Raw genomic sequence first — 24037 nt, 5'->3', positions numbered from 1 at the left:
CAAAACTAAAAGGCATGAGCCCAGTACAATACCGGACCCATGCCCAAAAGGTTGCCTAATGAAATAATCAGTCTAACTTTATGGGGTCACTTCATTTATTGGCGACTTCAATCTTTTTATAAGATAAATATGCTAGTATACTTTTGCTTGAATCATATTTCGGATTATTCCCTTTTCTCGGTTCTCTCATATGTGTTTTTTCAAACCCAGGAATGTCAGGCATTTTCTCTAAAAATTCAATCATCTCTTCCTCAGTTCCCTCAATACGTACACGAATCATTATTACTATTCCTCAATTCTCATTTTCTCTGTACTAAGTATATCGTACATCAGAAAGACTGCAAGAAATTTATCTTTTTAATGTTGAACTTTTTTTACATACGAACAGTGCCATTTCAGTATAAAACGATTCTATTTTATTGTTTTCAAATTGAATTTTGAAAAATTCTTGCATTTCATTTGATGTTTTCATCATACACTCTGTTAACTTTACACGTTTTTGCATAGGAACATCCATCATATCGCACCACCAATCAAAATCGAACTTCTTGTCAAAAGTATGACATGACTGCATTTGCAAACCATGTTTTTCTAATAAAGTAATCCATTCTGTTTTTTTCAAAGCTCGTTCATGGCTTGGATCTCTCTTCTTTTCGATAAAATTATAAAATGTATCAAACTCATTATTTTCTGGTGAAACGTTATCAATTAATATAAATAACCCATTATCTTCTAACGTTCGATTTACTTCAAAAATAAATTGCAAAGGATCAACAAAGTGATGTGCTGCAATTCGGCATGTAATTGTATCAAAGGATTCATCAGCAAATGGTAACCTTTCTGCATGTCCTGCTACAAATGATACATTTTCATGTCCGTTCCCTTCTATAAAACCTTTTGCTTTTTCTAACATTTTTTCTGTTAAATCAAGAGCGACTACCTCTTTGAACATTGGGGCTAACAAATTAGCAACATGTCCGCCACCAGTAGCAATATCAAGAAGACGAGTATTATGACGAGTTTCAACTTGCTGAACTACATATTGTAAATCCAGTCCTTTTGCATGAATTTTACTTTTCACATACTTCTCTGCATTACTACCAAATTGTTGTTTCACAAGTTCTTCTTTACTCACTTTTATCATCTTCTTTCTATAAAGTATTATATTTAATTTATAAGTTCTCTTTATATAATTTCAAATCCTCTTTTAGTTTAGTCTCGTCTCTTGTATTAGAGACCTTCTATCAAAAAAATTTAACTCTTTTATTTTTAAGCACAAAACAAAAAAAGTTATGGGGAATTATCCCACAACCCCACAAAGTATCTCTTATATTTGAGGATCTTCTTACACGTCTAAATAACTTAATCCCCCTGTAACTTCACAATAATTTCTACTTCGCTATTAGTAGCCTCTCTTGCATGCAATCCATATTGGTCCATGCCAATCCATATCCACCCAGGACTATCATAAAGAATATCTATGTTGAAATGCTTCAACTTAGTAAGCTCTGACCTAATAAATTTATCCCTACTAGCGATTTCCTTATCAAGCAAGCCATATTCTTTCCCATTTTCAAATAGCGCTATCATCTTTCCTGCAAGTGGATGTATACGAACAATAAATTGATATTCTTTTTCATTTATATTCGCTACAATCGTACTAGAATCAGGTACATCACATCTAGAATTCGGCATATTCATATCGGTCAGCTCCTTTATTGATTTCATTAATATCATAACAGGTTAATATTTAGATATTATTAATATAATGTAAAAAATATAAAAGCTGACTTCCCTTTAGAAATCAGCTTTTACACATTGTTTATCTTTAAACTTTTTACAAATTTTATAATGTTTCTTTCTCTTCATCATTTCCGGAAACTAAATCTCCTAAAACATCCACCGTAACTTCAACTACAAATTCACAAATCCCTGCTACAACTTCTCCAATTACTTCCTCCATCTTTCTACCCTCTTGTTTTATGGAACCTATTTGTAGTATAGAAGATACTGGTTAATTTTAACTATTGGCAAAGGTGACAAAAACATTACAGATTTGTAAGCTATTTCAATGTTTTTTTGAATTTATACTTCTCCCCTTCGAAACTTTAAGTATTATTAACAACCAGATAGGTCATCATAATATAAAGTATTTAAGAATCCTAATTTAAAGGAGGCGTGTAAAATATACTACGTAAAATTAATTAAAGGTCAATCTTTCTATGCTTTTGATCAACGATTCTTAGTGTCTCATGAAGAAGAGGTTTCGGAAAAAATTTTTAATTACTTACGCCGGAATGAATTCTTCGAAGTACGTAAAGAAGAATATTCCGCCTAAAGTATGAAAAGCATCAAAAAATGACTCTCATAATTGGGATTTTTTCTTGATGCTTTTATATTATCTCCCTTTATTCAACATTACTCCTCAATTCTCTTAAAATCTTATAGTATATGTCCAAGCTAATTCATCGTTACCTTCATATTTTAGTATATGAGGAGGTGACGAATATGACTCATATCATTGATTATCAAGCTACTCAACCTTTAAATAAAACAGGTGAAACAACTTTTGTAATTCCCCATTCCCCAGAAAAAGCAATTCTAGCAAGTATTAAATTAAAAATTTCAAGAAGAGATTCACGTAATAATCGAGTAGAATTAATTGCTACAGTTGGGGTTAAAGGTATAACTGAGATTTCACAAGTTTTATTCCGAATTTTCCGTGACAATACAGAAATCTTCAACGCTCAAGTAGGGATTGAATCTACAGATTCTGAGCAATTTTACGCGCAAACATTTCAAGCTATAGATCAAAATGTTAGCTGCGGGACTCACGAGTATTCATTAACTGTAGAAAACCTTACTAGTGGTGCAAGTGCAGACATTGTTGGTCCTCTGTCTTTTAGCGGCTTAGCTATTGGACAAGATCATAAGTGTTGCTAATTTAATCTATTTTGGTTTTTTGAGAAAAGTAAGACGTATTATCTGCGTTCTTACTTTTTTTATTTTCCCCACACTTACCTTCCCTTTGAATTTACTTGTGAATTTTTTGTATTTTTAGTTACCCATTGTATCACTTAATTCATCATTTTTTTACAAATCAAAAAGATTGAAATCCATCAATGAAACACGTAATATAGACTCTGACTCTAAAAAAGTTCGTTAAAAATAATACATAAAATAAGGAGGTTTTATATACGAGTTTTTCATTTTAAAAGACAGAGAGGTTTTACATTATGTGGCGTAATAAAAATGTTTGGATTGTGTTAATTGGGGAGTTTATTGCTGGTCTAGGGTTATGGCTTGGTATTCTTGGTAATCTTGAATTTATGCAAAAATACGTCCCTTCTGATTTTATGAAATCCGTTATATTATTTATCGGACTGTTAGCTGGTGTTCTAGTCGGTCCAATGGCTGGGCGTGTCATTGATCAATATGAAAAAAAGAAAGTTCTTCTTTACGCTGGATTGGGTCGTGTTATTAGTGTTATTTTCATGTTTTTCGCTATTCAATATGAAAGTATCGCTTTCATGATTGCATTTATGATTGCACTTCAAATTTCCGCGGCATTTTATTTCCCTGCATTACAATCTGTAATTCCACTCATCGTTAATGAACATGAGCTATTACAAATGAACGGTGTACATATGAATATCGGTACAATCGCTCGTATTGCAGGTACTTCACTAGGTGGCATTCTTTTAGTTGTAATGAGTTTACAGTATATGTATGCCTTCTCAATGGCAGCATACGCTTTATTATTCCTCTCAACTTTCTTCTTACAATTTGAAGATAAAAAATCCGCTACATCAAGTAAACAATCAGCTAAAGATAATAGTTTTATGGAAGTATTTCGTATTTTAAAAGGAATCCCTATTGCTTTTAAAGCACTTATATTAAGTATTATCCCTCTTTTATTTATAGCTGGATTCAATTTAATGGTTATTAACATTAGCGAAATGCAACATGACCCAACAATTAAAGGATTCATATATACAATTGAAGGTGTAGCGTTTATGTTAGGTGCATTCGTTATTAAACGTTTATCTGATCATTTCAAACCTGAAAAGTTACTATATTTCTTCGCATTTTGTACCGCTTTTGCACACCTTTCGTTGTTCTTTAGCGATATTAAATGGATGGCACTTGCCTCATTTGGTTTGTTTGGATTTAGTGTTGGCTGCTTCTTCCCTATTATGTCGACAATTTTCCAAACGAAAGTCGAAAAAAGCTATCACGGACGTCTCTTCTCATTCCGTAATATGTTTGAAAGAATTATGTTCCAAATTGTCTTACTCGGCACAGGCTTCTTCTTAGATACGATTGGATTACAGTATATGGTTCTAATTTTCGGAGTCATTTCATTGTTAATTATATTTATTTCCCTATCTAAACAGAAACGATTTGAAAAACAAACGTCGCAATCTGCGAATTTATAAAACTAATACTTCTTAAGAATGGATCCCGTATTTTACTGGGTCCATTCTTTTTGAATTTCAAGGATTAAAATCTATTCTCTTAATGTAGTTCAAATATTTAAAGGATTATCCCCTACTACTTTCGAATAAAATAAATTATAGATTTTTCAAAAAGGAGCTGTGGAAATGTCTGATGGCATCCAATTATTAATTACCCTTCTGTTTTCATTCATTATGTTTGGCGCCCTTAATTTTTTAGCCATTTCCCTATCCCAAAATAACTTTAAAAGAAGAATTGTTGCAGGTTTCTTATTTTTACTGTTAACTCCCATTATCTTTTTGACTACTACAGTATTCACCTCTATATTCGATAAAGGTGGATTTGGCGCAGCTAACCTAGCCTTTATTATTGCAAATATGTAGAATTGTCATTCTTCTTTCCGCTTCATTTATCCTCAAAAGACATAACATAAGATAGACCATTAGGCATGAATCTGGCATTACACTAGATTCATGCCTTTTTATTTTGAAATCCCACCCTTCTCCAAATTTTTATGTGAAATTTATTAATTCTTTATAAAAATTTAAACTTTATTCATTACAATATTCCTATCGTATTCGCACGTTTATAAAAACTAATAAGAAAGGAGTACACAATGAAAAAGCTTCTATTTATTTTCCCTATATTAATCGTTCTACTTAGTGGATGTAGCAATAATGATATATACGGTTCTTGGGAAGTCATTGATAATAAAAAAGGTGAATGCCCTGTGTATTATAAATTTGAAACAGTTGTAAAAGAAGAAAAGAAAGAAAAGGTTGTTCACAATTTAGTGGAAATGCAAACAACAACTAAAAAAGAGGATTTATTTAAGGGATCGTTTGTTAAAAATTCTAACGTGTATCGTATTGATTATGGTAACTCGTTTACATCAGATCAATCTTTAAAAGTTGTCGATAATGAATTAAATGTATACTTTTTTACAACTGAAAAAACATGTACATATAAAAAAACAAACAATTAATCTTCATTTATAACGTAGAAAATATTTTCTACGTTATTTTTATATTCTCCCTTATTATCCTCCCTCTAAATTTGTCAATCGTTTTAATTTTCATAAAAAAATGATAAAATGTAAACATGTGTTTTCAGAATAATTAAAAATACAGAAAGAAAACACTGTTTTTAGGAGGGGTTTTGATGACTTACACTTTAGCAACTAGAATGAAAGCATTCCAATCTTCTATATTTAGTGAATTAGGCGCCTATAAAAAAGAGAAAATTACAGCAGGTCATAAAATGATCGATTTAAGTATCGGGAATCCTGATATGCCTCCTGCTGATTTTGTGAGAGAAGAAATGGTACATACAGCAAGTGCAAAAGAAAGTTACGGATATACATTATCTGGTATTCAAGAATTTCACGAAGCTGTAACTGAATATTACAACAACACTCATAACGTTATTTTAAATGCCGATAAAGAAGTTTTATTATTAATGGGTTCACAAGACGGACTCGTTCATTTACCGATGGTTTTTGCAAATCCGGGAGATATTATATTAGTTCCTGATCCTGGATATACGGCTTATGAAACAGGAATTCAAATGGCCGGTGCAACATCTTACTACATGCCATTAAAAAAAGAAAATGATTTCTTACCTAACTTGGAAGTTATCCCTGAAGAAATCGCCAATAAAGCAAAGATGATGATTTTGAACTTCCCAGGAAATCCAGTTCCAGCAATGGCACATGAAGATTTCTTTAAAGAGGTAATCGCATTCGCGAAAAAACATAATATTATCGTTGTCCATGATTTTGCTTATGCTGAATTTTATTTTGATGGTCAAAAGCCAATTAGCTTCTTATCTGTACCTGGTGCAAAAGAAGTTGGCGTTGAAATTAATTCTTTATCTAAAAGTTATAGTTTAGCTGGTAGCCGTATTGGTTATATGATTGGTAACGAAGAAATTGTCGGCGCGCTTACGCAATTTAAGTCTAATACAGATTACGGTGTGTTTTTACCAATTCAAAAAGCTGCATCCGCTGCATTACGACACGGCGCTGCATTTTGCGAAAAAAACCGTGAAATTTACCAAGAACGTAGAGATACTTTAGTGGACGGATTCCGCAAATTCGGTTGGAATGTCGATAAACCAGCTGGAAGTATGTTCGTTTGGGCTGAAATTCCGAAAGGATGGACTTCGCTAGAGTTCGCTTATGCACTTATGGATCGTGCAAATGTCGTTGTCACACCAGGCCATGCATTTGGTCCTCATGGCGAAGGTTTTGTTCGTATTGCACTTGTTCAAGATAAAGTAGTATTACAAGAAGTAGTTGAAAACATTAAAAATAGCGGTATTTTCTCTATTGAAAAAATAGAAGAATTAGTTAAGAATTAATAATAACTCCCCTGCTTAACTTTAGCAGGGGTATTATTATTCCTGGAGGTACGATATGAATATTAAAGATACTCTTCCCCATCGCTATCCATTTTTAATGATTGATAAAATTACAAACGTTAAAGAATCTCAATCAGCTACAGGATACAAACTGATCACAAATAACGAGTGGTTTATTAATGAAAATCAAAACTATATGCCTCATATGCTAATTGTAGAAGCACTGGCTCAACTTAGTGCTTTTGTAAGTACAGGTGAATCTGAAGGTCTTGGTTTCCTCTCCTCTTTAGATGGGGTGGAATTTCATGAAAATGCGTATCCCGGTGATAAACTTGACTTACATTATGAATTAACACGTAACAGACGAGGTTTTGTTCTTGGGAAAGGAATTGCCTCTGTAAACGGTCAATCAATCGTTACCATTGAAAAGCTATTAATATATCAAGCTGATTAAACAGATCACATAGTAAGGGGTAGGAAAATGCGGAATGTTGTTGGTATTGATGCTGGGGGAACATTAACAAAGATTGCTTACTTTAACCTAGAGAAAAAATTATGTTTTGAAAAATTTTATTCATTTGAACAAGAAAGAATTAAAGAATGGCTTCAAAATCATAATTCAATTACACAATTATGCATTACAGGTGGTAAAGCTACACAGTTAGAACAACTCCTTTCAAGTTCATATAAAATAGTAGAGTTAAACGAGTTTGAAGCTACTTTAGCAGGAGTACGATACATACTAAAAGAAGAAAAACGTGCTATAAACAACTTTGTATTAACAAATATCGGTACAGGTACTTCCATTCACTATGTTCACGACAAGCAATATGTTCGCGCTGGTGGAACTGGAGTTGGCGGTGGTACTATTATGGGTCTTTCAAAACTATTAACAAATATAGATCATTTTGAAGACGTGATTCCGCTTACGAAAATTGGTTCAAGAAACAGTCTAGATATTACAGTTGGAGATATTTATGGCGGGATTCTCTCCCCTCTTGATAATAACTTAACTGCTAGCAATTTCGGAAAAGCGACCATTACAGACTCAAATTATAGTAGTTCAGATATACTAGCTACCGTTCAAGGACTTGTCGGTGAAGTCGTCACAGCATTAAGCCTTCAATTCGCCGAAGCAAAAAACATTGACCATATCATTTACATCGGTTCTACTCTATGTAATAACGTACATCTTCAAAATATTATAAGTAGCTATACAAAATATCAAAACAAAATACCTGTCTTTTTACAAGACGGCGGTTATAGTGGTGCGATTGGTACTTTACTTCATGGTATGAAATAAAAAAGCTGACTTTTGTCAGCTTTTTTGCAATGGTACTTCAAATTCAATAATTGATTCTCCATTCTCACCAATTCGTTCCACACTAATTCTATCAATTACACAATTTAACTTCTCATGAAAACTAGGAATATCCTTCGCTATTTCAGCCGCTAACTCCGCGCTATCTTTTCTCCCAACTGTTACATGTGGTATGTATGGAATGTCTCTTTTCAAAAATCGTAATAAGGGGCCTGTATACAATTTATCATGTAGTTTTTCTATTTGTTCTTTTCCTTGCTCAATTTCTAAAAATAAATAGCCTCCTATACTAGTTACACCACTTGCAAACTTAATCTCAATTGTACCTATCCCTTTTGCTAGATTCGAAATATGTGATTTCAATTCATCATTTGAAATATTACCTTCAAAAGGAAATACAATTGTTATGTGGGGAGGAATTAAACCAAATAAAGGATCGTGTATTTCTCTAATACTTTCTATCTCATCAGTAGACATGTTAGTTAGAAAAAGTAAAATTGTACGCATTTTTATATCCCCCACTCTCCTCAATTTTTTATATTTATCATATTGCATGGTAGTTTGCACTTCAACAAGTTATTTCACTTACATAGAAAAATAAAAAACTTCTCAAATGAGAAGTTTTCATATTGCATGATTATTATTTTCCCGCCAAACTTTCCTGAATTTTATATAACAAGCAATTCTCCACGGAATAATATAAGACACCGCAACGACGTAAAATAATAAACCAATTATTTGCGGATCTAAGCCAACGATATATTGTCTTGAACTATATCTTAAAATAACAATTCCGATAAAAGTAATTAAAAAGGCAGCACTTTTTTTCGTATAAATGTTTCCGTCTTCTCTTCGCTCATAGTTTGTTAGAAATATAAGTGGGATTGCGAAAATCACCCCACTGGATGCTGCTATAGTCACTTGTAATATAGCTGGATGTACTGGACCAAAAAACAATAAAATACCCGGTGTTAAAAATAGTAATGGCCACAAAATACGTTTTCCCGTTCCCTTTATCGGCTTATACATAGAACGATATCGTCGCCAAAAAATTAGCAGTGCCACGCATAAAAAGACGGTTATTAGTGAAGAAGTATCTCCCATACAGTCTTCCTTCTCTCTTAAAGTATTTGTGCTTAAATCGTATCCTCAAAAGAAACTTTACGAATAAATAGAGCGCTAATTATAAAGTATATTAAAATAAGCACTATCGAAATTGATATAAAATTGGGTATATCAAGTAACGATTTACTATCAATAAATACCAATTCTTTCAAACCTACCTTACCATAAATTGTACTCGTCAACCCCAAGAAAAAAATCACACTAAAAGCAAAGCCTATCCAATTAAATCTTTTCTGAAAAATAGTTGTTAATTGAAATAAGCTAGCTAATAATAGATAGAACACGAACTGTGCAAAGAATTGTTCAATTGTATGTGCTCCTAAATTTATATGTTTCGTTTCATAAAATGTACCTTGTAAAAGCAAAACTTGTAGAAATGAAAAAATTACTGATTGTAATATGATAAAACATACTGAACCAATAAAGAATTGTAATCTAGTAACGCCAAATGAGACAACTGTACGAAATATGTCATCTTGAACAAGAAAAACACTTGCCACAATAAATATTGCAATTGCAATAGATGAATTATTGAAGATATCATGTAAAAATGCTACCTTTAGTCCCTTTATATCAGTTGCAGTTGTTGTCCATTTTATAAATAATGCCACACACCAAAAGATAAGAATAGCCTTATAATGAAATTTCATATGTAACTTTAATTGTTTTAAAAGCATTTTCATTTCACCTCATTATCTGTTAGATAAATAAATAGTTTTTGCAGTGTTACTCTGCCTATTTCTAACCCTTCAGTTTCTATTAGCTCATAATCTCTAGCAGAAAGATCTCCCCATATCGCAGAAATCTCTTTATTCCCATACAACTCTTGTTTTACAACATTTTTCCCCATTAAAAAATTTGTCACTTTATCTTTATGTCCTGATATTATGTGTCCTTTTTCTAAAAAATCTTCCACAGAGGATTGAACAGCTAACGATCCTTCTTTTAATATGATTACATTTTCTATAACATGGGACACTTCCTCAACTAAATGTGTTGATAAGATGATTGTTCGTGGATATTCACTATAATCTTCCAATAATAATTCGTAAAACAACTCTCGATGTGCTGCATCTAAACCGGTAGTCGGCTCATCAAAAATAGTAATTGGTGCTCTACTAGCTAAACCTTTAATAATACCAACAATTGTTTGCATACCATGGGATAAATCATAATATTTTTCTTTTGCATTCAATTGAAATTTTTTAATAAGTTCCTCAGCATATTCTTGATCCCAATTTTCATAAAACATGTTACACAAATAAAAAACATCTTTTACCTTACTACTTAAATTAATGTTTTCTTTCACCTTTACGAAACAAATATTTCGCATCGCTTTACTATTTTCAAATACATTTTCACCAAATACAGATACGCTTCCACTACTTGAAATAATCTGACCTGCGAGTATGTTTAATAAAGTTGTTTTCCCCGCTCCGTTTCTTCCAAGCAAACCATATATTTTATGCTCTTCCAATGAAATAGTTACTTCGTTAACAGCTAATTTCTTTTTATATTTTTTAGACAAGTTTTTCGTTTCAAGTGCAATCATCCCTCTTTCCCCTCCTTCGTAATTTTGTGTATCATGTCCATCAATTCGTCTTTTGATATTTCTAGTACTTTTGCTTCTTCCCACACTTTAGGTAAATACTCAGTCATAAAAGTATTTTGTCTTTTTTTTAGTACGACTTCTTTTGCTCCCTTTGTAACAAACATCCCGATCCCTCTCTTTTTATATAAGATCCCCTCATCTACTAGTAGATTTACTCCTTTTGCAGCTGTAGCCGGATTAATTTGTAACATCTTCGCAAATTGATTTGTCGACGGGACTTGTTCTTCTTCAAGTAATATGTCTTTTAAAATATCAGATTCAATTGTTTCTGCAATTTGTATGTATATTAACTTATTTTGTTCTAGAGTAGGTTTCACGATTTCACCACCTTAGGTTCATAGGTTCATTACTTATGTAATTAACCATAGCACAATGTTATATTTTTTTCCATAATTTTCATCAAAAAAAAAGAATCATTCGATACTGAATGACTCTCTTTAAAAAATGTCCGTATTTTCAATCGTTAAATAACCATATCTTCCTCCATATCACTTAGATTCCCGCACAGGATGTTCATTAAAAAATTGCTTTCGAAAATCTTTATTATTAACTAGCTTTTCTATTTTTTCTTGATTACCGTAAAAGAAATTCATTACGATTCCCTTATTCCATATAAGATTATCCTTTAGTAAATCATTAAATTCTTTATACAGTATGGGTAAAAGTTCTTCTCTTTTTAATGCAAAACTTTGATTTTCAACCCGAAACTCATACCCTTTCGCATTCGGTACTAAAACTGCAAGATAAATAGCATTAAAGAGAAAGTTCTTTTTCATCGTATCCTTTTCGTCAAACCAATACGTCTCAATGATATCTTCTGTTAAGTTACCGTTCTTTTTCTCACCGTATTTCACCGCGATCTTCTCATTTTTCAAATTTATACTTTGAACTGTTTCACCACCAGGTAAGTTTGTAACAATCGCAATAACGTCGGAATTATTTCCAACGTATGTCCCCGTATATTTTTTAAAAGCCCCAGGTTCAATATGTGATATTTCTTTTATTTGCTCCCCATTAGAACAAGCAGTAACAACTAATAAAATTGTTAGCATAACACCTGCTATTCTATTCATATACTTCATTAGACACCCCCACGTTCTATTTATTATCCAATCCATACAATGTATCCTTTAAAAAGCCCTTTTAAATATACGCATTTTAATCAAAATTAAAAATTTTCACTTTTTATGTTTACAATTATCCATTAATTGTATATAATTACTAACGTAAGAAAAATATTCTAAAAGGAGGTCGAAGGAAATGATGAAATTACAATTACATGCTTTAACTTTAGCGTTAACTGCATCTGTGTTTTTCGGACAATTAAATATGAATTCGACCACCCTAATGGAGAATTAAAAATCGTACTTTATTTCTTTTAATTCATAAATTCGCCACAGGAGGTCGTATACTTTCCTGTGGCTTTTTCACGCCCAGCCATAGGAAAAAGATATCTTCCTGTGGCTTTTTTGTGCGATTTTTTAGTCTCATACATTATTTTTTAAAGAAAGGAGCAACATTCGATGACTATTAGCGTATTGTTTTTAAGTATTACGATTCAAAGAAATACACTTTCCAAAGCTGAAATTCTTCATAATGAGCAAATTACAAAAGCTATGAATGATGTTAAGGAGCGCCAAGTGCTTTATTGCGATCACCTGTAATTCCTTTTCGAAAGGAGGAATTCGCCCATGACTTTTCATATTTTCTTTTTTACGACAGCACTTCAGAAAAAAACGTTATCTGAAGCTGAAATCTTTCGTAAACAACAATTAAAACAAACTATGGATAAAATAACGGACATTAAAAGTTCGTATTATACACAAATGTATTAAATTTTTTTTAAAGGGGCAATATCCTAATGAAATTCAAAGCTTTCTTTTTAACTATCACCATTCAAAAACGTAAATCTTCAAAAGCTGAAATCTTACGTGAACAACAAATTAAAATTATTATGGACGAAGTAAAAGAGCGTCAGTCCTCTTATTACAATCGCCTTTACTAAATAAATTATAAAGGGGTAATTTCCTAATGAAATTTAAAGCTTTCTTTTTAACGATTACCATTCAAAAACACAAACTTTCAAAAGATGAAATTTCTCGTGAACAACAAATTAAAAATATTATGGATGATGTGAAAGAGCGTCAGTCCTCTTATTACAATCGCCTTTACTAAATAAATTATAAAGGGGTAATTTCCTAATGAAATTTAAAGCTTTCTTTTTAACGATTACCATTCAAAAGCGTAAACTTTCAAGAGATGAAATTTCTCGTGAACAACAAATTAAAAATATTATGGATGATGTGAAAGAGCGTCAGTCCTCTTATTACAATCGTCTTTACTAAATAAATTATAAAGGGGTAATATCCAATGAAATTCAGAGTATTATTTTTAACAATTACCATTCAAAAAAACAAACTGTCTGAGTCTGATATGCTTCATGACCGACAAATTGAGCAGGCTATGTACAACGTAAAAGAACGACAAAGTCATTATTGTAGTCACCTGTAATTCCTATTCGAAAGGAGGAATTCATGTATGAAGTTTCACCTTTTCTTTTTAACCATTACGATTCAAAAAGAAACTATATCTGCAAATGAAGTAAAACAAGAGGAACAGTATAAAAAGATTATAGATGAAATTCGTGATCGTAGAAGCAAGTACTACACTCACCTATAATTGTTTGAACTTATATTAGAAATGAAAGGAGTCGATTATGATGTTAATAACGCGGTGTAAAGAAATGATTTGGATAGTTCAGAGGGATTCCACATAGTTCATTTAACAAAAATTCACCGCCTGATTTGATGTGTAAAAAATATACAATAATAAGTATTTCATACACTAAAAAATAAAAGATACACCCCTTTTTATTAAGCGGTGTATCTTTCTCAACATATTCTATTTCCGTTTACTTCGTTTCGTCTTAAACAATCTCACTAAGTTCGAAACAACTGTTTTTGTTACCGCATAAGCTGGTACTGCTAAAATCATTCCGATAATTCCCGCGAAATTACCTACCCCTAAAATAAGGATGATAATTGTCAACGGATGGATATTTAATTTTGAACTCATAATACGCGGTGAAATGATGTTACTTTCAAACTGTTGTACGATTGTTACTATAATAATTACGTACAGAGCTTGCATCGGAGATACGAACAGACCTATAATGACAGCTGGTGCTGCTCCGATAAATGGACCTAAGTTCGGAATTATATTTGTAAATGCTGCGATAATTCCTAAAACGAAAGCATACGGTAAACCGATGATTAAATAACCAGTAAATGTAAAGGCACCAATAAACATACAAACGAGCGCTTGACCTTGAATATATGCAGATAATGTTTCGTTCGTTTCCTTTATGATACGAAGTCCTTCTTCACGGTAAGACTCTGGTAATACACTAACAGCTTTTCCTGGAAATGCATGTCCATCTTTAAACATATAAAATAAAATGAACGGTACTGTAAAGATAACTAACGCCACGTTCGTGATAATACCAAATAAAGCCGTTGCACTCGACGTAAGTGTGTTTGGTATTTCCTTTAAGTATTCAATTGCATTTTTCTCAATTGTCTCAATGGAAACGTAGTTTTGTGTAGATAGCCATTCAAATAATCTATGATGGGATAGATCTTGTATGTATACTTTTCCCTCTTTTATGTAAGTCGGCATATTTTTTACTAAATCCATTAACTGTTGTGAGATGGTTGGAACAACTACTCCAATAGCAACTCCAGTTAATGTGATGATAAAAAGATACAGTAGTAAAATCGCTAAACCTCTAGGTACTTTTTTATTCTCCAAAAAGACTAACAATGGGTTAAATATGAAGTATAAAAATAACGCGATTAAAATTGGGAAAAATAATGTTGATATGAAGATACCAATCGGTTGAAATAGAAACGATATTTTTGTGCAAATAAATATAATTCCTACAACCATCAGCACTTCTAATGTCCAAAAGTGCACTTTCGATTTCAAAAAAACGTCCTCCTTTAAACTAGCACTTCTCTTCATTGTACCAAATTAAACTTAGATTTCACATAATATTTTCCTTTACAATATTCCAAAATCCCATTAAATACACTACAATGAGATTACAGACAAATTTGCAGGTAAAGGTGATAAATATGACACAATGCATCATTTGCAGAAAAGATACGAAAGAACTTAGTGAACAATATGTCATTCCAGAGATATTATGTGGATATTATTTCATAAATTCAATTTGTGATTCATGTCATGAACATATGACAACAAATATTGATCGTCCTTTAATTAGACATAAATTAAGTCAATATAAGATTGAGCAAATGAAAAAACAAATCGATTCCCCTCTCTATACGAATGAACATGGTGAGGAGCTAGCAGCCGCTGAGACAGATGTAGTCGAAGTAAGTGATGAGATACTTTATTCCAATGCATTAATTATGAAACTATGTAAAAAGCACGATATTTCATTACATAATGAAATTTGGAAAGAAGAGCGCGTAACAAAAGTAGCTAGTTCTATTCAACGTGAATTGCTTTTAGATAACCGTAAATATAAAATGAGTGTATTAAAAATGGCTTATACTTTTGCTGTACAAACAATTGATGGCTACTTTGACGATCCAGATGCGATTGATATTTCTACCATTCTATTAAATGCCGATTTCATGGAATTAAAGGAAAAGAGTATCGTTCGTGACTTAAGCAAAAGCTCTTTATGGAATACATTAAATACAACGAGCGAAAACCATTACTTTATTTTACTTAGTGATAAAGACGGTCTATTCTGCTTCATTCGCCTATTTGATATTTTTGATGTTGTTGTTCATTTATCAGAAAAAAGATACAATCTTCCATCACCAATTGTCGGCGTAAATAATGTAGACAAAAAAGGATTTTTTGTGGAAAGTTTAAAACAGTATATGGATGGGCTATTTAAAGAAACTACACGTTCTATTTAATCCATATAGGAACATACGGTCTCCTTTCTTCATGAAAAGACACTGTGTTATAATGAGTGTGAAAAGAACAATACAATCACATAAAACAATTAAAACCTGTATATAAATAAAAAAGACTAGTGTGCGGCTACACACTAGTCCACGTAACTTAGCAGATTGGATTGTTCATTTATCCTATTTGTTTCGTACAAACACAACAACCCACTTTCTATAGGCATAGGTGGGTTGTTATTTTTTGAGCTTGTCAATTAAGACGACAATAAACGTTAACAATGCAATGAGAAACAGTCCACCTTGCAATAACAACGCAATTTCACTCACTTATTATCACCCCCCTCCTACTCGGAGAAGTGATAATTGAACAACCAACCGTACCATAAGTTACCTCTTAATTTTATCATATTTATTAATTGTTTACGATGAAAACCCGCAAGCTTAAAAACTTGCGAGTTTTTTATTTCTCACTATTTTTTTAAAGCATATGCATCAGCTATCATTTCACCAACGATTTTATTTTCTTGTTGCTTCTCGTCTTTTAATAAAGGGAATAACAGTTCTGCCACTTCTTCCCCCTCCTTGAACTGATTCATATAAATGAATGGATTCGGTTTTTCCAATCAGCGATACGTTATAGAATTAACTACATATTATAAAAACATTTCCTATAAGTTAACTAGTCTTTATTTAAAGACACATATGATTCGTTTGAACATCGTTACTGTTTGTTTGAAATACAGTTCGATTTATATTCATAAAAATTGTATATTTCTTTATTTGAAAGGTATTTTTCACTTACTATTTTTTATGGTCCTTAATCCGCTGTAACCAATAAGAAAACTCACATGCTAAATGCATTTGATGTGATTTAATAAGACTATTAGGACAAAGTGCTGGGAACTCAACAACTAGACTTACTTCTATCCCAGTATCAATATCTTTAAATTGATGCCGAACTCCACCAATAATAGTACCATCTTTCATACGTGCAACACCTGTTGATTGGTATTGGTAAGACTTATCTCTAGGTGTTTTCAATCCCGTTTCGTCACCAAAAACAATGAAAAATTGAACTGGGAACGGAGAATTACCTGTAGTTTCGATAACCTCTAATTCATTTTCCCCAAAGGGGCTTAGTACATAGTGATCAGGACAAGCCGATAAATTCACTTGATTATTTTCACGTGATTGTTCAAGCATAAAACTATCAATTCCATTTATAGCTTCTTCTGCTGTAATCCCATCTAAATAGATGCTTGTTTTTGAAAATTTTCGTCTATCACCAGATAAAACAGTACAGATACGCATACCTATTCCACTTAATCTAAGTTTTGATTTCAGTTTATCATACATTTCATTATATGAATATTTCAACTTTACTTCCGTTAGCTTTTTTATCATGACGTCTGTATCATTTATTTCAGGCCCTTTATGTCCTAATGTATTTAATGCTTTTTTAATACGTTCTCTTTTCCATTTTGTAAGTTGCTCTTGCGAAATATTGTTTCCATCGATAATAATCTTCATATACATTCACCTTCTTTTTGATCGTATCGTAGTGTAGTTAATACTAAATTAACCATTTCTTGCTTCGTATCTAGATTCAACTTTACTTCTGAATGAGCAATACTGCTAAGACCGTATAAAATAAATCCAGAAGCTAATGAGGAGTTGTCAGTATAAAAAATCCCCGTTTTCACTCCTTCTTCAATTACTTGTCGAATTAATGGTTGAATTCGTGTGAATAATTTCTGTTCCAGTTGAAAATGTTGTTCCGTCTGAAACGAACTCACATTTTTATAGGGTGCTAATTTTTCAATAAATGTCCAAAATATATCTAGAGAATCTTTCATCTTCTGCATTACAGACCGTTCATTTGAAATAAGTATTTCTTCAATTAACTCCATATTTTTCACAATGAAGCTATTTAAAGTCTCATCAACAAAATCTTCTTTAGATTTAAAGTAATAGTAAAACAACCCTGTTGCTACACCAGCCCGACTAACAACATCTTTTATGCTAAATCCTCCCATACCATTTTTCATATATAGTTCAAAACCAATATCCATTAACTCTTGGCGTCTTATATCGGGTTCTTTTGATATTCTTTTCATACGTCATCTCCTACTATGTTTTTTACCACGACTGAATCTGATTCAATCATAAACGACTGAACTTGATTCAGTCAATCTTATTTGATAAATTTAAAAATCAATTTAGAAACTAAGCAACAAAATTCCTACAAAAAAAGAGTAATCCCAAGAAATATGCTTCTAACCTTAGATTTATCAAAAAAGTTAGATCATATAACTTGAGACTACTCATTTTCATTAAACACGTATTCTCTTTTCAAATCGATTAAACTTTATTTTAGCCGCACCATTTCTGTCTCTACAATCATTTGAGGAAGCGACTTTTGAATTATTTCCTTTAATACATAAAGAGCTTCATCCACATAGCCACCTTCAAAACTCTCTAAGGGCTCAGGTAACTCATCCTCATCTAAAATAAAACATTCTCCACTTGGCATTACCATAATATCAATAATTAAGTCTTCAAATGACACTAGTTCGTCTGTTATTTGCGTATTTTTTACAACATTAAAATAAGCGCCTAAATACATTCCGTTCTTATCTCTCCATATGTATAAATTGTACGGACGATTTTCCCAGTAGTATGCAATGGTGTAACTTCCTTTTGGGATTGTTAAACTCGAATCATTTGTATTCATCGTAAATGAATACTGAACCTCATAAAATAACACGATACTTTGCGATTTCTTTTCAAGTATTAAGCAATTGTGATCTACTATTGTCGAGTCATATCGGATTTTTCTTTCTATAATTTCACTTTTAGGTGTTCGTAATTTATTCATTTTTTTGTTTCCCCTTATGCTATTTCTAGTCTTAATTATATCCGTTTATATAGCGATAAAGAAGTGTACGGTCTACAATTACACAATAAAACTCCTTCTTATTTAGAAGGAGTTTTTCACTATCCACCATTCATATGTTTTAGCCTTTCAGTAACCGCATCATAAAATTTTCGTTTCTCATCAACATTTAAGTGAACACGACTTACTGTTTTAGTAAATCCATACAACAACTGCACTTTCACTGGCTCTTTTAGCGTTATTTCAAAAGTAGGAGGTTCTTTTATGAACTCCATAACAGTTGCATCCAGCACCTCTTTTTCTTCTTTTGCTGTTAGGGATTCCCCCTTGTAGAATGCAATATTATCAATTTGTGTAAATGACAATACAACTTTCTTTCCTAATCCAATTTGAATGATAACTTGTTCTTCTGTTACGACAATTGGATTTTTACGCATCACTTGTATTTCAGCTAAAAAATAAATCATCGCATATACGTTTAGTATGAGTAAAATCCAAGCTATTACTGGATTCCATTGATGAAGTAAATAGTGAAAACCGATACTTTCAATTACTGTTGCGTGAATAATCATAATATAAACACCTATAGCGCCGGTCTTTTTGTGATAGGAATATGTACATTCACCATCTGGTACTTTTTCACGCCACGATAAAAATGCATAATAGATTAATTTACACTCAGTAAGAATGATACTTACAGCCTTACTTCTTTTCATAGTAGCATCAAACGCTGCATCAATCGCATAAGAAAATGAAGAATACTCACTTCTATATTCTTTATATCGTTTTATTATTTTAGGAAGTACTCTTATAATTTTATATATAAGAAACAGTTCAAAACATACGAACACAATTTCTCCAGCAACTATTACATACGAAACAAATGAAAAAGCTTGTAAATAATCACTAGGAATTATAAATCTTGCGAATACATATCCAGCTATAACTACAGGAAACATATACGTTAACGAATATCTTTTCCGTATAATAAAGAAATATGTGATGACTGGAATTACAAACATAAAATCTAATAATGAACCGAGGACTACTTCTTTCGGGGCAGCTGGCACTATTGGCAGGGCATACAATAAATAGTTTGATAACATAATTAAAGATACGAGTCCAATCCAAATGCCTTTTTTCCTTCTTGAAATTGATGGATTCATTCCTTCTCTCCTCTATTCAAAAACCTCATTTAAATGGTCTTTATAAAATGAAATAGCACGTTCAAATTCTTTTATCTCATCTACTTTCACAACTGTCTCTAACAGTAATTTCATCGCTTCTTCATGTTCGTTTACGTTATATTTTGCTAATGATAAAAACACTTTCATCACGTCATTTTCCGGGAACTTCTTTATCCCTGCTTCTAATAAAGTAATCGCTTTATCATATTCCCCTATACAACGATACGTACTGCCAAGACCGATATACGCACCGCAAAGGGATTCACCATCAAGTCCGTTCGCAATTGCCTGTTCATAATACGGAACCGCCTCCGTTTCAAGACCCATTACATCATGTATCCAAGCACATTGATATAGTACTTCTGCATCCCTCGTAAAGTTTGTTAATCCTATAAGTATCTCTCTAGACTGCGCATATTTCTTTTCATTTCTAAGTTTAATAGCTTGCTTTAATAAATGTTCCATACAATCCACTCCTCAAAAAATGTTCATTATGCATATATCATGTATTACACATTTACGAGCAGCTAATGGCCTATTTCATTGATTTGATTCAATTTAATAATTAGTGAGGGATACGTTCCCCCACTAATTTAATATTAACTCCATTATATACTATGCGACTGCATCTCTTTCTAAAAGCTTAAATCTACATAGTAGTGATACGATTACATAAATGCTCTAACATATTGACAATTTCTTTTGCAGTTTCATCTTTCCCATTACATAACTTCACATTACCGTCTTGTCCAATAACGTGATGCACAGCACCGCGAGAATATAAAGAATGCGGTGAGTTCGCTATCATTACACTCGCTTTTGCACCCTCCATTCTTTTGCTTGCTCTTTCAATAAGTTCTGCTTCATTTACGTCACTTTCAAGTTTAAAGCCAACGAGTATCGTTTCTGGATCCCAACTCTTTACTTGTTTTAATACTTTTGGCGCTTTTTGAAAATGAATAATTGGAGCGATGTCACTTGAAATCTTTCCGTTCATATTAAGAATATTTCCATCTTGATCACAAATCTTTTCGACAACCCAATCTGAGCCAGCAGCAGCCATAATAACTGCATCTACTTTTTCATGTGTAATAATACTTTTCATCTTATCTTGTAAATCAATAATCCCCTCAAATGGGTGCAATTCTAATTGGTTATTTACATCCATTGGCTTCTCAGCGAAATAGCCATGCAAATATATTACATGTGCGCCCTTTGTCATTAGCTCTTCCGCAATAATTCTTCCAATCGTACCTTTTGCTAAATTTGTATGTCCACGTACTTGATCCCATTTTTCTAGGCAGCCGCCGCTCGTAATTAATACTTTTTTCTCCTGCATAATAACCATCCCTTACTGATTTTTCGCACGAAACCACTCTGTTCCAAAGTCAACTGCATCACGCTGCCTCATAAAACGGCACGTCGCATTCCCTATCTTCCCACGCGTAACTGTTCCTTTAAGCTCATATTCAACTCCGATTTCTACAAACGTATCAGAATCGTAATCCATTTCAACGAATTCTTTCCATACTCTTACACCTTCTTCTATAATAGGTGCTCCTACCTTTATTAACTCGCGTGCACCTGTACGTACCTCAGATAAATGTATAGACGTATTAGAGTCATAACCAACACCAAGTAATAATATGTATCCATCTAAATCGTATATTTTTCGTAATGGCGATTCTTCACCAAAACTTATGGAAAGTGAATGATTCGCTGTAATTTCTTCTGCGTGTTGCCCCCATGCTGCAAAACTACTGAGTGGATGATTACTGCGCAATACATTCGGATATGTACGAAAACATTCAACTACTTCTCCCATTGCCCTTGTTGGTGTTATACGTGGATCAAATGCTGGGACGTTATCCCGAATAATTTGCCACCATTCTTCTGGTACAGGTGGTCTTGACCAATGTTTTGGATCGGATAAATCCGAAGATTGCGTCGGCATAATTATCGTTCCTTCTTCTGTAACAACTTTCATTAACGCTTCTACTACGGCAACTGCACCGCCTGATATCCAACCGATTGAACTTAATGAAGAATGTACAATAACTGTCATTCCCTTTTCTATCCCTAATGCTTTTAAATCATTTGTAATTGTTTCGATTGTATTTGGAAATTGTGTATTCGCCACTATGTCATTCATTTTCACGATTGTTCCCCCATTTTGCTTTAAACTAATACATACATATATTATCATATTTTTCTTAATTTTTAACATAATCATACAGATTACTATAGACCTATCGTTCTTATCATATCGGAAACAGTTAAATTATGGTGTATTTATTTAAAATTAATAAAGGAAGGTGCACACAATGAAGAAAATTATATTACCCCTTTTCATATTAGGGATTATTAGCTTAAGTGGCTGTACTTTTTCTAATAATGAATATGAAGATTTTTGGGTGTTAGAAAAATCTAGATATAACGAAGGTGGATATGGCCCTTCAAACTTATATGAAAAGGCACAGGAAGATCCAACTATGATTCATTACTCAAACGATAGCATTAGTGAAGGAAAAAGGATGGTATATTTAGCATTTGGAGAAAAGTATAAAAACGATAAAATTACAGTAAAAGAAGTTACAGACGAAAAAGATACATCAGTTATCGTCTTACGTATTGAAAAAAACAAAGGAAAAGATAAAAAACCCTGTTATGTATATCGGTGTGCCTAAACTTAGAGATTCTATTAAAATTGTAGATGAAGATGGTATGAAAATTTTTGAAATGAAACAAAATGAAAGCGTTACATCAAAGCAATGATCACTCTAGCACTCTTAATTCAAGCTTTATACTCATATGAAAGAGCCCATCACAAATGATGCGCTCTTTGTTAATTACCTTTTAATTCAAATGTTGCTACCCTTCAATCGTAACTCCAGTAAACATCGATAAATTCCCTGTTATTCTTTCACCTACTCGTAAAAACAGTCCAGCGGCTCTTCCGCTAATACAATGAGAACCGATAAGTAGTTTACCAGTATATGGTCCATCCCACGTATCAATTGTATAGTCAGGCATGTCTACATATTGCTGATATATTTTTCGTTGTTCAAAATAATACTCTGTTTGATCTTCAGCCAATAGTTCATCATTGTCATAAATAGATACTCCGCCGCCTTCGCGACCAAATAACGGTTTTGAAACATATGATTCTTTTCTTTCTAAGAATCGTTTATTTGTGAAATACGTTGGAAGGAAGTATTTCTTAATAATCTCTCGCTCTTCTTTTTCAAAGAAAACTTCATCTTCATAAAGTTGCCAAATTAATGCGAGCATACCTTTATTTTGCATAACAAAAGCAGCCGGTGGGTTAATAATTTGCACCTTTCCTTGTGCGATATGATTTAAAAATTGCAGACCGATTCTTTTACCATTTTTATCAGTATCTGAAACTAAATATTCAATTGGATATAAACGATATAAGTATTTAATTTTATCGCCTGCCGGGGTGTATATTCCATCATCTGCAACAACGATATCTTGTATTCCTACATAATCGGTTTGTTGCTGTAAACAATAACTTCGTAAAAACTGAACGGTTTGATGATCTTCATCATGCCAATCGTAGCTTGTAAAATAAATCGTTTCGTCAGGACTTATTTTGTAATCATGTTTAATTTGTTCCCAAGCTTGAACGATGTGTTCTTCAATATGATTCGGATGATTCACATCGTGATATCGACACAATACTTCATTAGCGACAGATGGTTCTAAATAACCTGTCGGAGTATCGCAATTTACTTCAATTAATTTAATATCATCATGATTTACGATGAAATCAAGCCTTGTAAAATATGAAAATAAACCAGTATGTTTCATTCTTGCAATTTCCCACGTCTCTGGTGGAAAACCAAGTTTTTGAAATTGTGCTGGTGTATTTGTAATGTATTGATATGTTTTATATAACACATACATAATTTCTTCTGTCGCTTTAGAAATTGCAGTATATGTACGTACTGGCATACGATACATACTAGTTGCCATATATTGATTCCATTCTTCACTCTCTAACAAACTCGGCCATGTAAATCCATTTCTACCAGCCTCTTCTGCAAGAGAAAACCAGATTTTCATATACTCTTCCTGTTCTTTTTCTGTATACATTTCTCC

The 24037-nt window shown here is 32.5% G+C and carries 34 protein-coding genes and 3 pseudogenes; 17 read left to right on the top strand and 20 right to left on the bottom strand.

Annotation, left to right across the window (positions count from 1 at the left end):
- Positions 1-91: 91 nt before the first annotated feature.
- The 3 genes from ABH957_RS26320 to ABH957_RS26310 all read right to left on the bottom strand — a co-directional run bounded on the left by ABH957_RS26320 (position 92) and on the right by ABH957_RS26310 (position 1701).
- A complete protein-coding gene (locus ABH957_RS26320; RefSeq protein ID WP_215573431.1) occupies positions 92-280 on the bottom strand; it encodes a DUF3970 family protein in 189 nt (62 codons plus the stop codon).
- Between the two features lie 69 nt (positions 281-349).
- Positions 350-1135 (bottom strand): class I SAM-dependent methyltransferase, encoded by a 786-nt coding sequence (locus ABH957_RS26315; RefSeq protein WP_404490897.1) that lies wholly within the window; start codon positions 1133-1135, stop codon positions 350-352.
- Between the two features lie 227 nt (positions 1136-1362).
- Positions 1363-1701 (bottom strand): hypothetical protein, encoded by a 339-nt coding sequence (locus ABH957_RS26310; protein ID WP_404453501.1) that lies wholly within the window; start codon positions 1699-1701, stop codon positions 1363-1365.
- Positions 1702-2185: 484 nt separating this feature from the next.
- Here ABH957_RS26310 and ABH957_RS26305 point away from each other — a divergent pair, with 484 nt between their 5' ends.
- From ABH957_RS26305 to coaW, 8 genes and pseudogenes are all read left to right on the top strand, one after another.
- Complete coding sequence (locus ABH957_RS26305) at positions 2186-2338, top strand: YqbF domain-containing protein (RefSeq protein WP_078179002.1); 153 nt, start codon at positions 2186-2188, stop codon at positions 2336-2338.
- A gap of 170 nt (positions 2339-2508) precedes the next feature.
- Entirely contained in the window at positions 2509-2943 is a 435-nt protein-coding gene (gene exsC / locus ABH957_RS26300) for an exosporium protein ExsC (protein WP_002165595.1), read from the top strand.
- 293 nt (positions 2944-3236) lie between these two features.
- Positions 3237-4439: an MFS transporter gene (locus ABH957_RS26295; protein ID WP_404453495.1), complete on the top strand. Its 1203-nt coding sequence runs from the start codon at positions 3237-3239 to the stop codon at positions 4437-4439.
- 165 nt (positions 4440-4604) lie between these two features.
- Positions 4605-4896: pseudogene (locus tag ABH957_RS26290) on the top strand (hypothetical protein).
- A 178-nt stretch (positions 4897-5074) separates the two neighbouring features.
- On the top strand, positions 5075-5443 hold the full coding sequence (locus ABH957_RS26285; protein WP_113937515.1) for a hypothetical protein: 369 nt from the start codon (positions 5075-5077) through the stop codon (positions 5441-5443).
- Between the two features lie 176 nt (positions 5444-5619).
- Positions 5620-6819, top strand: coding sequence for an LL-diaminopimelate aminotransferase (locus ABH957_RS26280; protein WP_404490896.1), 1200 nt, complete (start codon positions 5620-5622; stop codon positions 6817-6819).
- A 55-nt stretch (positions 6820-6874) separates the two neighbouring features.
- The gene (locus tag ABH957_RS26275; protein WP_002127819.1) at positions 6875-7273 is read left to right on the top strand and encodes a 3-hydroxyacyl-ACP dehydratase FabZ family protein; all 399 of its coding nucleotides are present in this window, start codon (positions 6875-6877) and stop codon (positions 7271-7273) included.
- Between the two features lie 27 nt (positions 7274-7300).
- Complete coding sequence (gene coaW / locus ABH957_RS26270; RefSeq protein ID WP_404453492.1) at positions 7301-8122, top strand: type II pantothenate kinase; 822 nt, start codon at positions 7301-7303, stop codon at positions 8120-8122.
- Between the two features lie 15 nt (positions 8123-8137).
- Here coaW and ABH957_RS26265 read toward each other — a convergent pair whose 3' ends face one another.
- From ABH957_RS26265 to ABH957_RS26240, 6 genes are all read right to left on the bottom strand, one after another.
- Positions 8138-8647 carry a 2'-5' RNA ligase family protein gene (locus ABH957_RS26265; protein WP_113937519.1) on the bottom strand — a complete coding sequence of 170 codons (510 nt, stop codon included), beginning with the start codon at positions 8645-8647 and terminating at the stop codon, positions 8138-8140.
- Positions 8648-8764: 117 nt separating this feature from the next.
- Entirely contained in the window at positions 8765-9244 is a 480-nt protein-coding gene (locus ABH957_RS26260; RefSeq protein ID WP_113937520.1) for a CcdC family protein, read from the bottom strand.
- A gap of 32 nt (positions 9245-9276) precedes the next feature.
- The gene (locus ABH957_RS26255; RefSeq protein ID WP_040963093.1) at positions 9277-9948 is read right to left on the bottom strand and encodes a DUF4052 family protein; all 672 of its coding nucleotides are present in this window, start codon (positions 9946-9948) and stop codon (positions 9277-9279) included.
- Positions 9945-10817 (bottom strand): ATP-binding cassette domain-containing protein, encoded by an 873-nt coding sequence (locus tag ABH957_RS26250; RefSeq protein WP_012261132.1) that lies wholly within the window; start codon positions 10815-10817, stop codon positions 9945-9947. The genes ABH957_RS26255 and ABH957_RS26250 overlap by 4 nt, the downstream gene beginning before the upstream one ends.
- Positions 10814-11194: a GntR family transcriptional regulator gene (locus ABH957_RS26245; protein ID WP_000805182.1), complete on the bottom strand. Its 381-nt coding sequence runs from the start codon at positions 11192-11194 to the stop codon at positions 10814-10816. Before ABH957_RS26245 ends, ABH957_RS26250 begins: the two co-directional genes overlap by 4 nt.
- Before the next feature lie 171 nt (positions 11195-11365).
- Positions 11366-11959 carry a DUF4825 domain-containing protein gene (locus ABH957_RS26240; RefSeq protein ID WP_404512535.1) on the bottom strand — a complete coding sequence of 198 codons (594 nt, stop codon included), beginning with the start codon at positions 11957-11959 and terminating at the stop codon, positions 11366-11368.
- 441 nt (positions 11960-12400) lie between these two features.
- Here ABH957_RS26240 and ABH957_RS26235 point away from each other — a divergent pair, with 441 nt between their 5' ends.
- Genes ABH957_RS26235 through ABH957_RS26205 form a run of 7 tightly spaced genes read left to right on the top strand, consistent with a single transcriptional unit; the run spans position 12401 to position 13556 of the window.
- Positions 12401-12541 (top strand): YrzI family small protein, encoded by a 141-nt coding sequence (locus tag ABH957_RS26235; protein ID WP_000156202.1) that lies wholly within the window; start codon positions 12401-12403, stop codon positions 12539-12541.
- Between the two features lie 27 nt (positions 12542-12568).
- A complete protein-coding gene (locus ABH957_RS26230) occupies positions 12569-12712 on the top strand; it encodes a YrzI family small protein (RefSeq protein WP_000142704.1) in 144 nt (47 codons plus the stop codon).
- Between the two features lie 26 nt (positions 12713-12738).
- Complete coding sequence (locus tag ABH957_RS26225) at positions 12739-12882, top strand: YrzI family small protein (RefSeq protein ID WP_000668987.1); 144 nt, start codon at positions 12739-12741, stop codon at positions 12880-12882.
- Positions 12883-12908: 26 nt separating this feature from the next.
- Positions 12909-13052: a YrzI family small protein gene (locus ABH957_RS26220; RefSeq protein ID WP_000668953.1), complete on the top strand. Its 144-nt coding sequence runs from the start codon at positions 12909-12911 to the stop codon at positions 13050-13052.
- A gap of 26 nt (positions 13053-13078) precedes the next feature.
- On the top strand, positions 13079-13222 hold the full coding sequence (locus ABH957_RS26215; RefSeq protein ID WP_002120145.1) for a YrzI family small protein: 144 nt from the start codon (positions 13079-13081) through the stop codon (positions 13220-13222).
- A gap of 25 nt (positions 13223-13247) precedes the next feature.
- Positions 13248-13388, top strand: coding sequence for a YrzI family small protein (locus ABH957_RS26210; protein ID WP_000672237.1), 141 nt, complete (start codon positions 13248-13250; stop codon positions 13386-13388).
- A gap of 27 nt (positions 13389-13415) precedes the next feature.
- Positions 13416-13556 (top strand): YrzI family small protein, encoded by a 141-nt coding sequence (locus ABH957_RS26205; protein ID WP_002065956.1) that lies wholly within the window; start codon positions 13416-13418, stop codon positions 13554-13556.
- Between the two features lie 222 nt (positions 13557-13778).
- Here the strand turns inward: ABH957_RS26205 and ABH957_RS26200 are convergent, their stop codons facing one another.
- On the bottom strand, positions 13779-14864 hold the full coding sequence (locus ABH957_RS26200) for an AI-2E family transporter (RefSeq protein ID WP_000837889.1): 1086 nt from the start codon (positions 14862-14864) through the stop codon (positions 13779-13781).
- A gap of 149 nt (positions 14865-15013) precedes the next feature.
- Between ABH957_RS26200 and ABH957_RS26195 the strand changes: the two genes are divergently transcribed.
- Positions 15014-15835, top strand: a complete 822-nt coding sequence (locus tag ABH957_RS26195; protein ID WP_000189680.1) for an HNH endonuclease — start codon at positions 15014-15016, stop codon at positions 15833-15835.
- 228 nt (positions 15836-16063) lie between these two features.
- On the opposite strand, the gene ABH957_RS26190 is transcribed toward ABH957_RS26195, so the two are convergent.
- The 9 genes and pseudogenes from ABH957_RS26190 to ABH957_RS26150 form a co-directional block, all read right to left on the bottom strand.
- Entirely contained in the window at positions 16064-16156 is a 93-nt protein-coding gene (locus ABH957_RS26190) for a putative holin-like toxin (protein ID WP_001289318.1), read from the bottom strand.
- A 143-nt stretch (positions 16157-16299) separates the two neighbouring features.
- Positions 16300-16413, bottom strand: a pseudogene (locus ABH957_RS26185) (alkanesulfonate monooxygenase); the annotation flags it as partial.
- 217 nt (positions 16414-16630) lie between these two features.
- The gene (locus ABH957_RS26180; RefSeq protein ID WP_002127829.1) at positions 16631-17359 is read right to left on the bottom strand and encodes a hypothetical protein; all 729 of its coding nucleotides are present in this window, start codon (positions 17357-17359) and stop codon (positions 16631-16633) included.
- Positions 17356-17946 carry a TetR/AcrR family transcriptional regulator gene (locus ABH957_RS26175; RefSeq protein ID WP_002127831.1) on the bottom strand — a complete coding sequence of 197 codons (591 nt, stop codon included), beginning with the start codon at positions 17944-17946 and terminating at the stop codon, positions 17356-17358. The genes ABH957_RS26180 and ABH957_RS26175 overlap by 4 nt, the downstream gene beginning before the upstream one ends.
- Before the next feature lie 251 nt (positions 17947-18197).
- Entirely contained in the window at positions 18198-18707 is a 510-nt protein-coding gene (locus ABH957_RS26170) for a ribonuclease FAU-1 family protein (protein WP_001038143.1), read from the bottom strand.
- 119 nt (positions 18708-18826) lie between these two features.
- Positions 18827-19891 (bottom strand): hypothetical protein, encoded by a 1065-nt coding sequence (locus ABH957_RS26165; RefSeq protein WP_113937523.1) that lies wholly within the window; start codon positions 19889-19891, stop codon positions 18827-18829.
- A gap of 12 nt (positions 19892-19903) precedes the next feature.
- On the bottom strand, positions 19904-20377 hold the full coding sequence (locus tag ABH957_RS26160; protein ID WP_002013416.1) for a tetratricopeptide repeat protein: 474 nt from the start codon (positions 20375-20377) through the stop codon (positions 19904-19906).
- A gap of 184 nt (positions 20378-20561) precedes the next feature.
- On the bottom strand, positions 20562-21251 hold the full coding sequence (locus ABH957_RS26155; protein ID WP_404490894.1) for a phosphopantothenoylcysteine decarboxylase domain-containing protein: 690 nt from the start codon (positions 21249-21251) through the stop codon (positions 20562-20564).
- Between the two features lie 12 nt (positions 21252-21263).
- The gene (locus tag ABH957_RS26150; RefSeq protein WP_125930143.1) at positions 21264-22064 is read right to left on the bottom strand and encodes an AAC(3) family N-acetyltransferase; all 801 of its coding nucleotides are present in this window, start codon (positions 22062-22064) and stop codon (positions 21264-21266) included.
- A 172-nt stretch (positions 22065-22236) separates the two neighbouring features.
- Here ABH957_RS26150 and ABH957_RS26145 point away from each other — a divergent pair.
- Positions 22237-22687 (top strand): annotated as a pseudogene (locus ABH957_RS26145) (hypothetical protein).
- A 96-nt stretch (positions 22688-22783) separates the two neighbouring features.
- On the opposite strand, the gene ABH957_RS26140 reads toward ABH957_RS26145, so the two are convergent.
- Positions 22784-24031, bottom strand: a complete 1248-nt coding sequence (locus ABH957_RS26140) for a glutathionylspermidine synthase family protein (RefSeq protein ID WP_404490893.1) — start codon at positions 24029-24031, stop codon at positions 22784-22786.
- Positions 24032-24037: the final 6 nt, after the last annotated feature.

The sequence above is a fragment of the Bacillus sp. RC242 genome (assembly GCF_044908245.1).
Lineage (GTDB): Bacteria > Bacillota > Bacilli > Bacillales > Bacillaceae_G > Bacillus_A > Bacillus_A mycoides.
The sequence above is the reverse complement of the archived record's forward strand: the minus strand, read 5'-3'. Positions and strand labels throughout refer to the sequence as shown.

What these genes read in the sequence shown, in the direction of transcription:
- ABH957_RS26320 (WP_215573431.1), bottom strand. Translation starts at nt 280, where the DNA reads ATGATTCGTGTACGTATTGAGGGAACTGAGGAAGAGATGATTGAATTT.
- ABH957_RS26310 (WP_404453501.1), bottom strand. Translation starts at nt 1,701, where the DNA reads ATGAATATGCCGAATTCTAGATGTGATGTACCTGATTCTAGTACGATT.
- exsC (WP_002165595.1), top strand. Translation starts at nt 2,509, where the DNA reads ATGACTCATATCATTGATTATCAAGCTACTCAACCTTTAAATAAAACA.
- ABH957_RS26295 (WP_404453495.1), top strand. Translation starts at nt 3,237, where the DNA reads ATGTGGCGTAATAAAAATGTTTGGATTGTGTTAATTGGGGAGTTTATT.
- ABH957_RS26285 (WP_113937515.1), top strand. Translation starts at nt 5,075, where the DNA reads ATGAAAAAGCTTCTATTTATTTTCCCTATATTAATCGTTCTACTTAGT.
- ABH957_RS26280 (WP_404490896.1), top strand. Translation starts at nt 5,620, where the DNA reads ATGACTTACACTTTAGCAACTAGAATGAAAGCATTCCAATCTTCTATA.
- ABH957_RS26275 (WP_002127819.1), top strand. Translation starts at nt 6,875, where the DNA reads ATGAATATTAAAGATACTCTTCCCCATCGCTATCCATTTTTAATGATT.
- coaW (WP_404453492.1), top strand. Translation starts at nt 7,301, where the DNA reads ATGCGGAATGTTGTTGGTATTGATGCTGGGGGAACATTAACAAAGATT.
- ABH957_RS26265 (WP_113937519.1), bottom strand. Translation starts at nt 8,647, where the DNA reads ATGCGTACAATTTTACTTTTTCTAACTAACATGTCTACTGATGAGATA.
- ABH957_RS26260 (WP_113937520.1), bottom strand. Translation starts at nt 9,244, where the DNA reads ATGGGAGATACTTCTTCACTAATAACCGTCTTTTTATGCGTGGCACTG.
- ABH957_RS26255 (WP_040963093.1), bottom strand. Translation starts at nt 9,948, where the DNA reads ATGAAAATGCTTTTAAAACAATTAAAGTTACATATGAAATTTCATTAT.
- ABH957_RS26250 (WP_012261132.1), bottom strand. Translation starts at nt 10,817, where the DNA reads ATGATTGCACTTGAAACGAAAAACTTGTCTAAAAAATATAAAAAGAAA.
- ABH957_RS26240 (WP_404512535.1), bottom strand. Translation starts at nt 11,959, where the DNA reads ATGAAGTATATGAATAGAATAGCAGGTGTTATGCTAACAATTTTATTA.
- ABH957_RS26235 (WP_000156202.1), top strand. Translation starts at nt 12,401, where the DNA reads ATGACTATTAGCGTATTGTTTTTAAGTATTACGATTCAAAGAAATACA.
- ABH957_RS26230 (WP_000142704.1), top strand. Translation starts at nt 12,569, where the DNA reads ATGACTTTTCATATTTTCTTTTTTACGACAGCACTTCAGAAAAAAACG.
- ABH957_RS26225 (WP_000668987.1), top strand. Translation starts at nt 12,739, where the DNA reads ATGAAATTCAAAGCTTTCTTTTTAACTATCACCATTCAAAAACGTAAA.
- ABH957_RS26220 (WP_000668953.1), top strand. Translation starts at nt 12,909, where the DNA reads ATGAAATTTAAAGCTTTCTTTTTAACGATTACCATTCAAAAACACAAA.
- ABH957_RS26215 (WP_002120145.1), top strand. Translation starts at nt 13,079, where the DNA reads ATGAAATTTAAAGCTTTCTTTTTAACGATTACCATTCAAAAGCGTAAA.
- ABH957_RS26210 (WP_000672237.1), top strand. Translation starts at nt 13,248, where the DNA reads ATGAAATTCAGAGTATTATTTTTAACAATTACCATTCAAAAAAACAAA.
- ABH957_RS26205 (WP_002065956.1), top strand. Translation starts at nt 13,416, where the DNA reads ATGAAGTTTCACCTTTTCTTTTTAACCATTACGATTCAAAAAGAAACT.
- ABH957_RS26195 (WP_000189680.1), top strand. Translation starts at nt 15,014, where the DNA reads ATGACACAATGCATCATTTGCAGAAAAGATACGAAAGAACTTAGTGAA.
- ABH957_RS26180 (WP_002127829.1), bottom strand. Translation starts at nt 17,359, where the DNA reads ATGAAGATTATTATCGATGGAAACAATATTTCGCAAGAGCAACTTACA.
- ABH957_RS26175 (WP_002127831.1), bottom strand. Translation starts at nt 17,946, where the DNA reads ATGAAAAGAATATCAAAAGAACCCGATATAAGACGCCAAGAGTTAATG.
- ABH957_RS26170 (WP_001038143.1), bottom strand. Translation starts at nt 18,707, where the DNA reads ATGAATAAATTACGAACACCTAAAAGTGAAATTATAGAAAGAAAAATC.
- ABH957_RS26165 (WP_113937523.1), bottom strand. Translation starts at nt 19,891, where the DNA reads ATGAATCCATCAATTTCAAGAAGGAAAAAAGGCATTTGGATTGGACTC.
- ABH957_RS26160 (WP_002013416.1), bottom strand. Translation starts at nt 20,377, where the DNA reads ATGGAACATTTATTAAAGCAAGCTATTAAACTTAGAAATGAAAAGAAA.
- ABH957_RS26155 (WP_404490894.1), bottom strand. Translation starts at nt 21,251, where the DNA reads ATGCAGGAGAAAAAAGTATTAATTACGAGCGGCGGCTGCCTAGAAAAA.
- ABH957_RS26150 (WP_125930143.1), bottom strand. Translation starts at nt 22,064, where the DNA reads ATGAATGACATAGTGGCGAATACACAATTTCCAAATACAATCGAAACA.
- ABH957_RS26140 (WP_404490893.1), bottom strand. Translation starts at nt 24,031, where the DNA reads ATGTATACAGAAAAAGAACAGGAAGAGTATATGAAAATCTGGTTTTCT.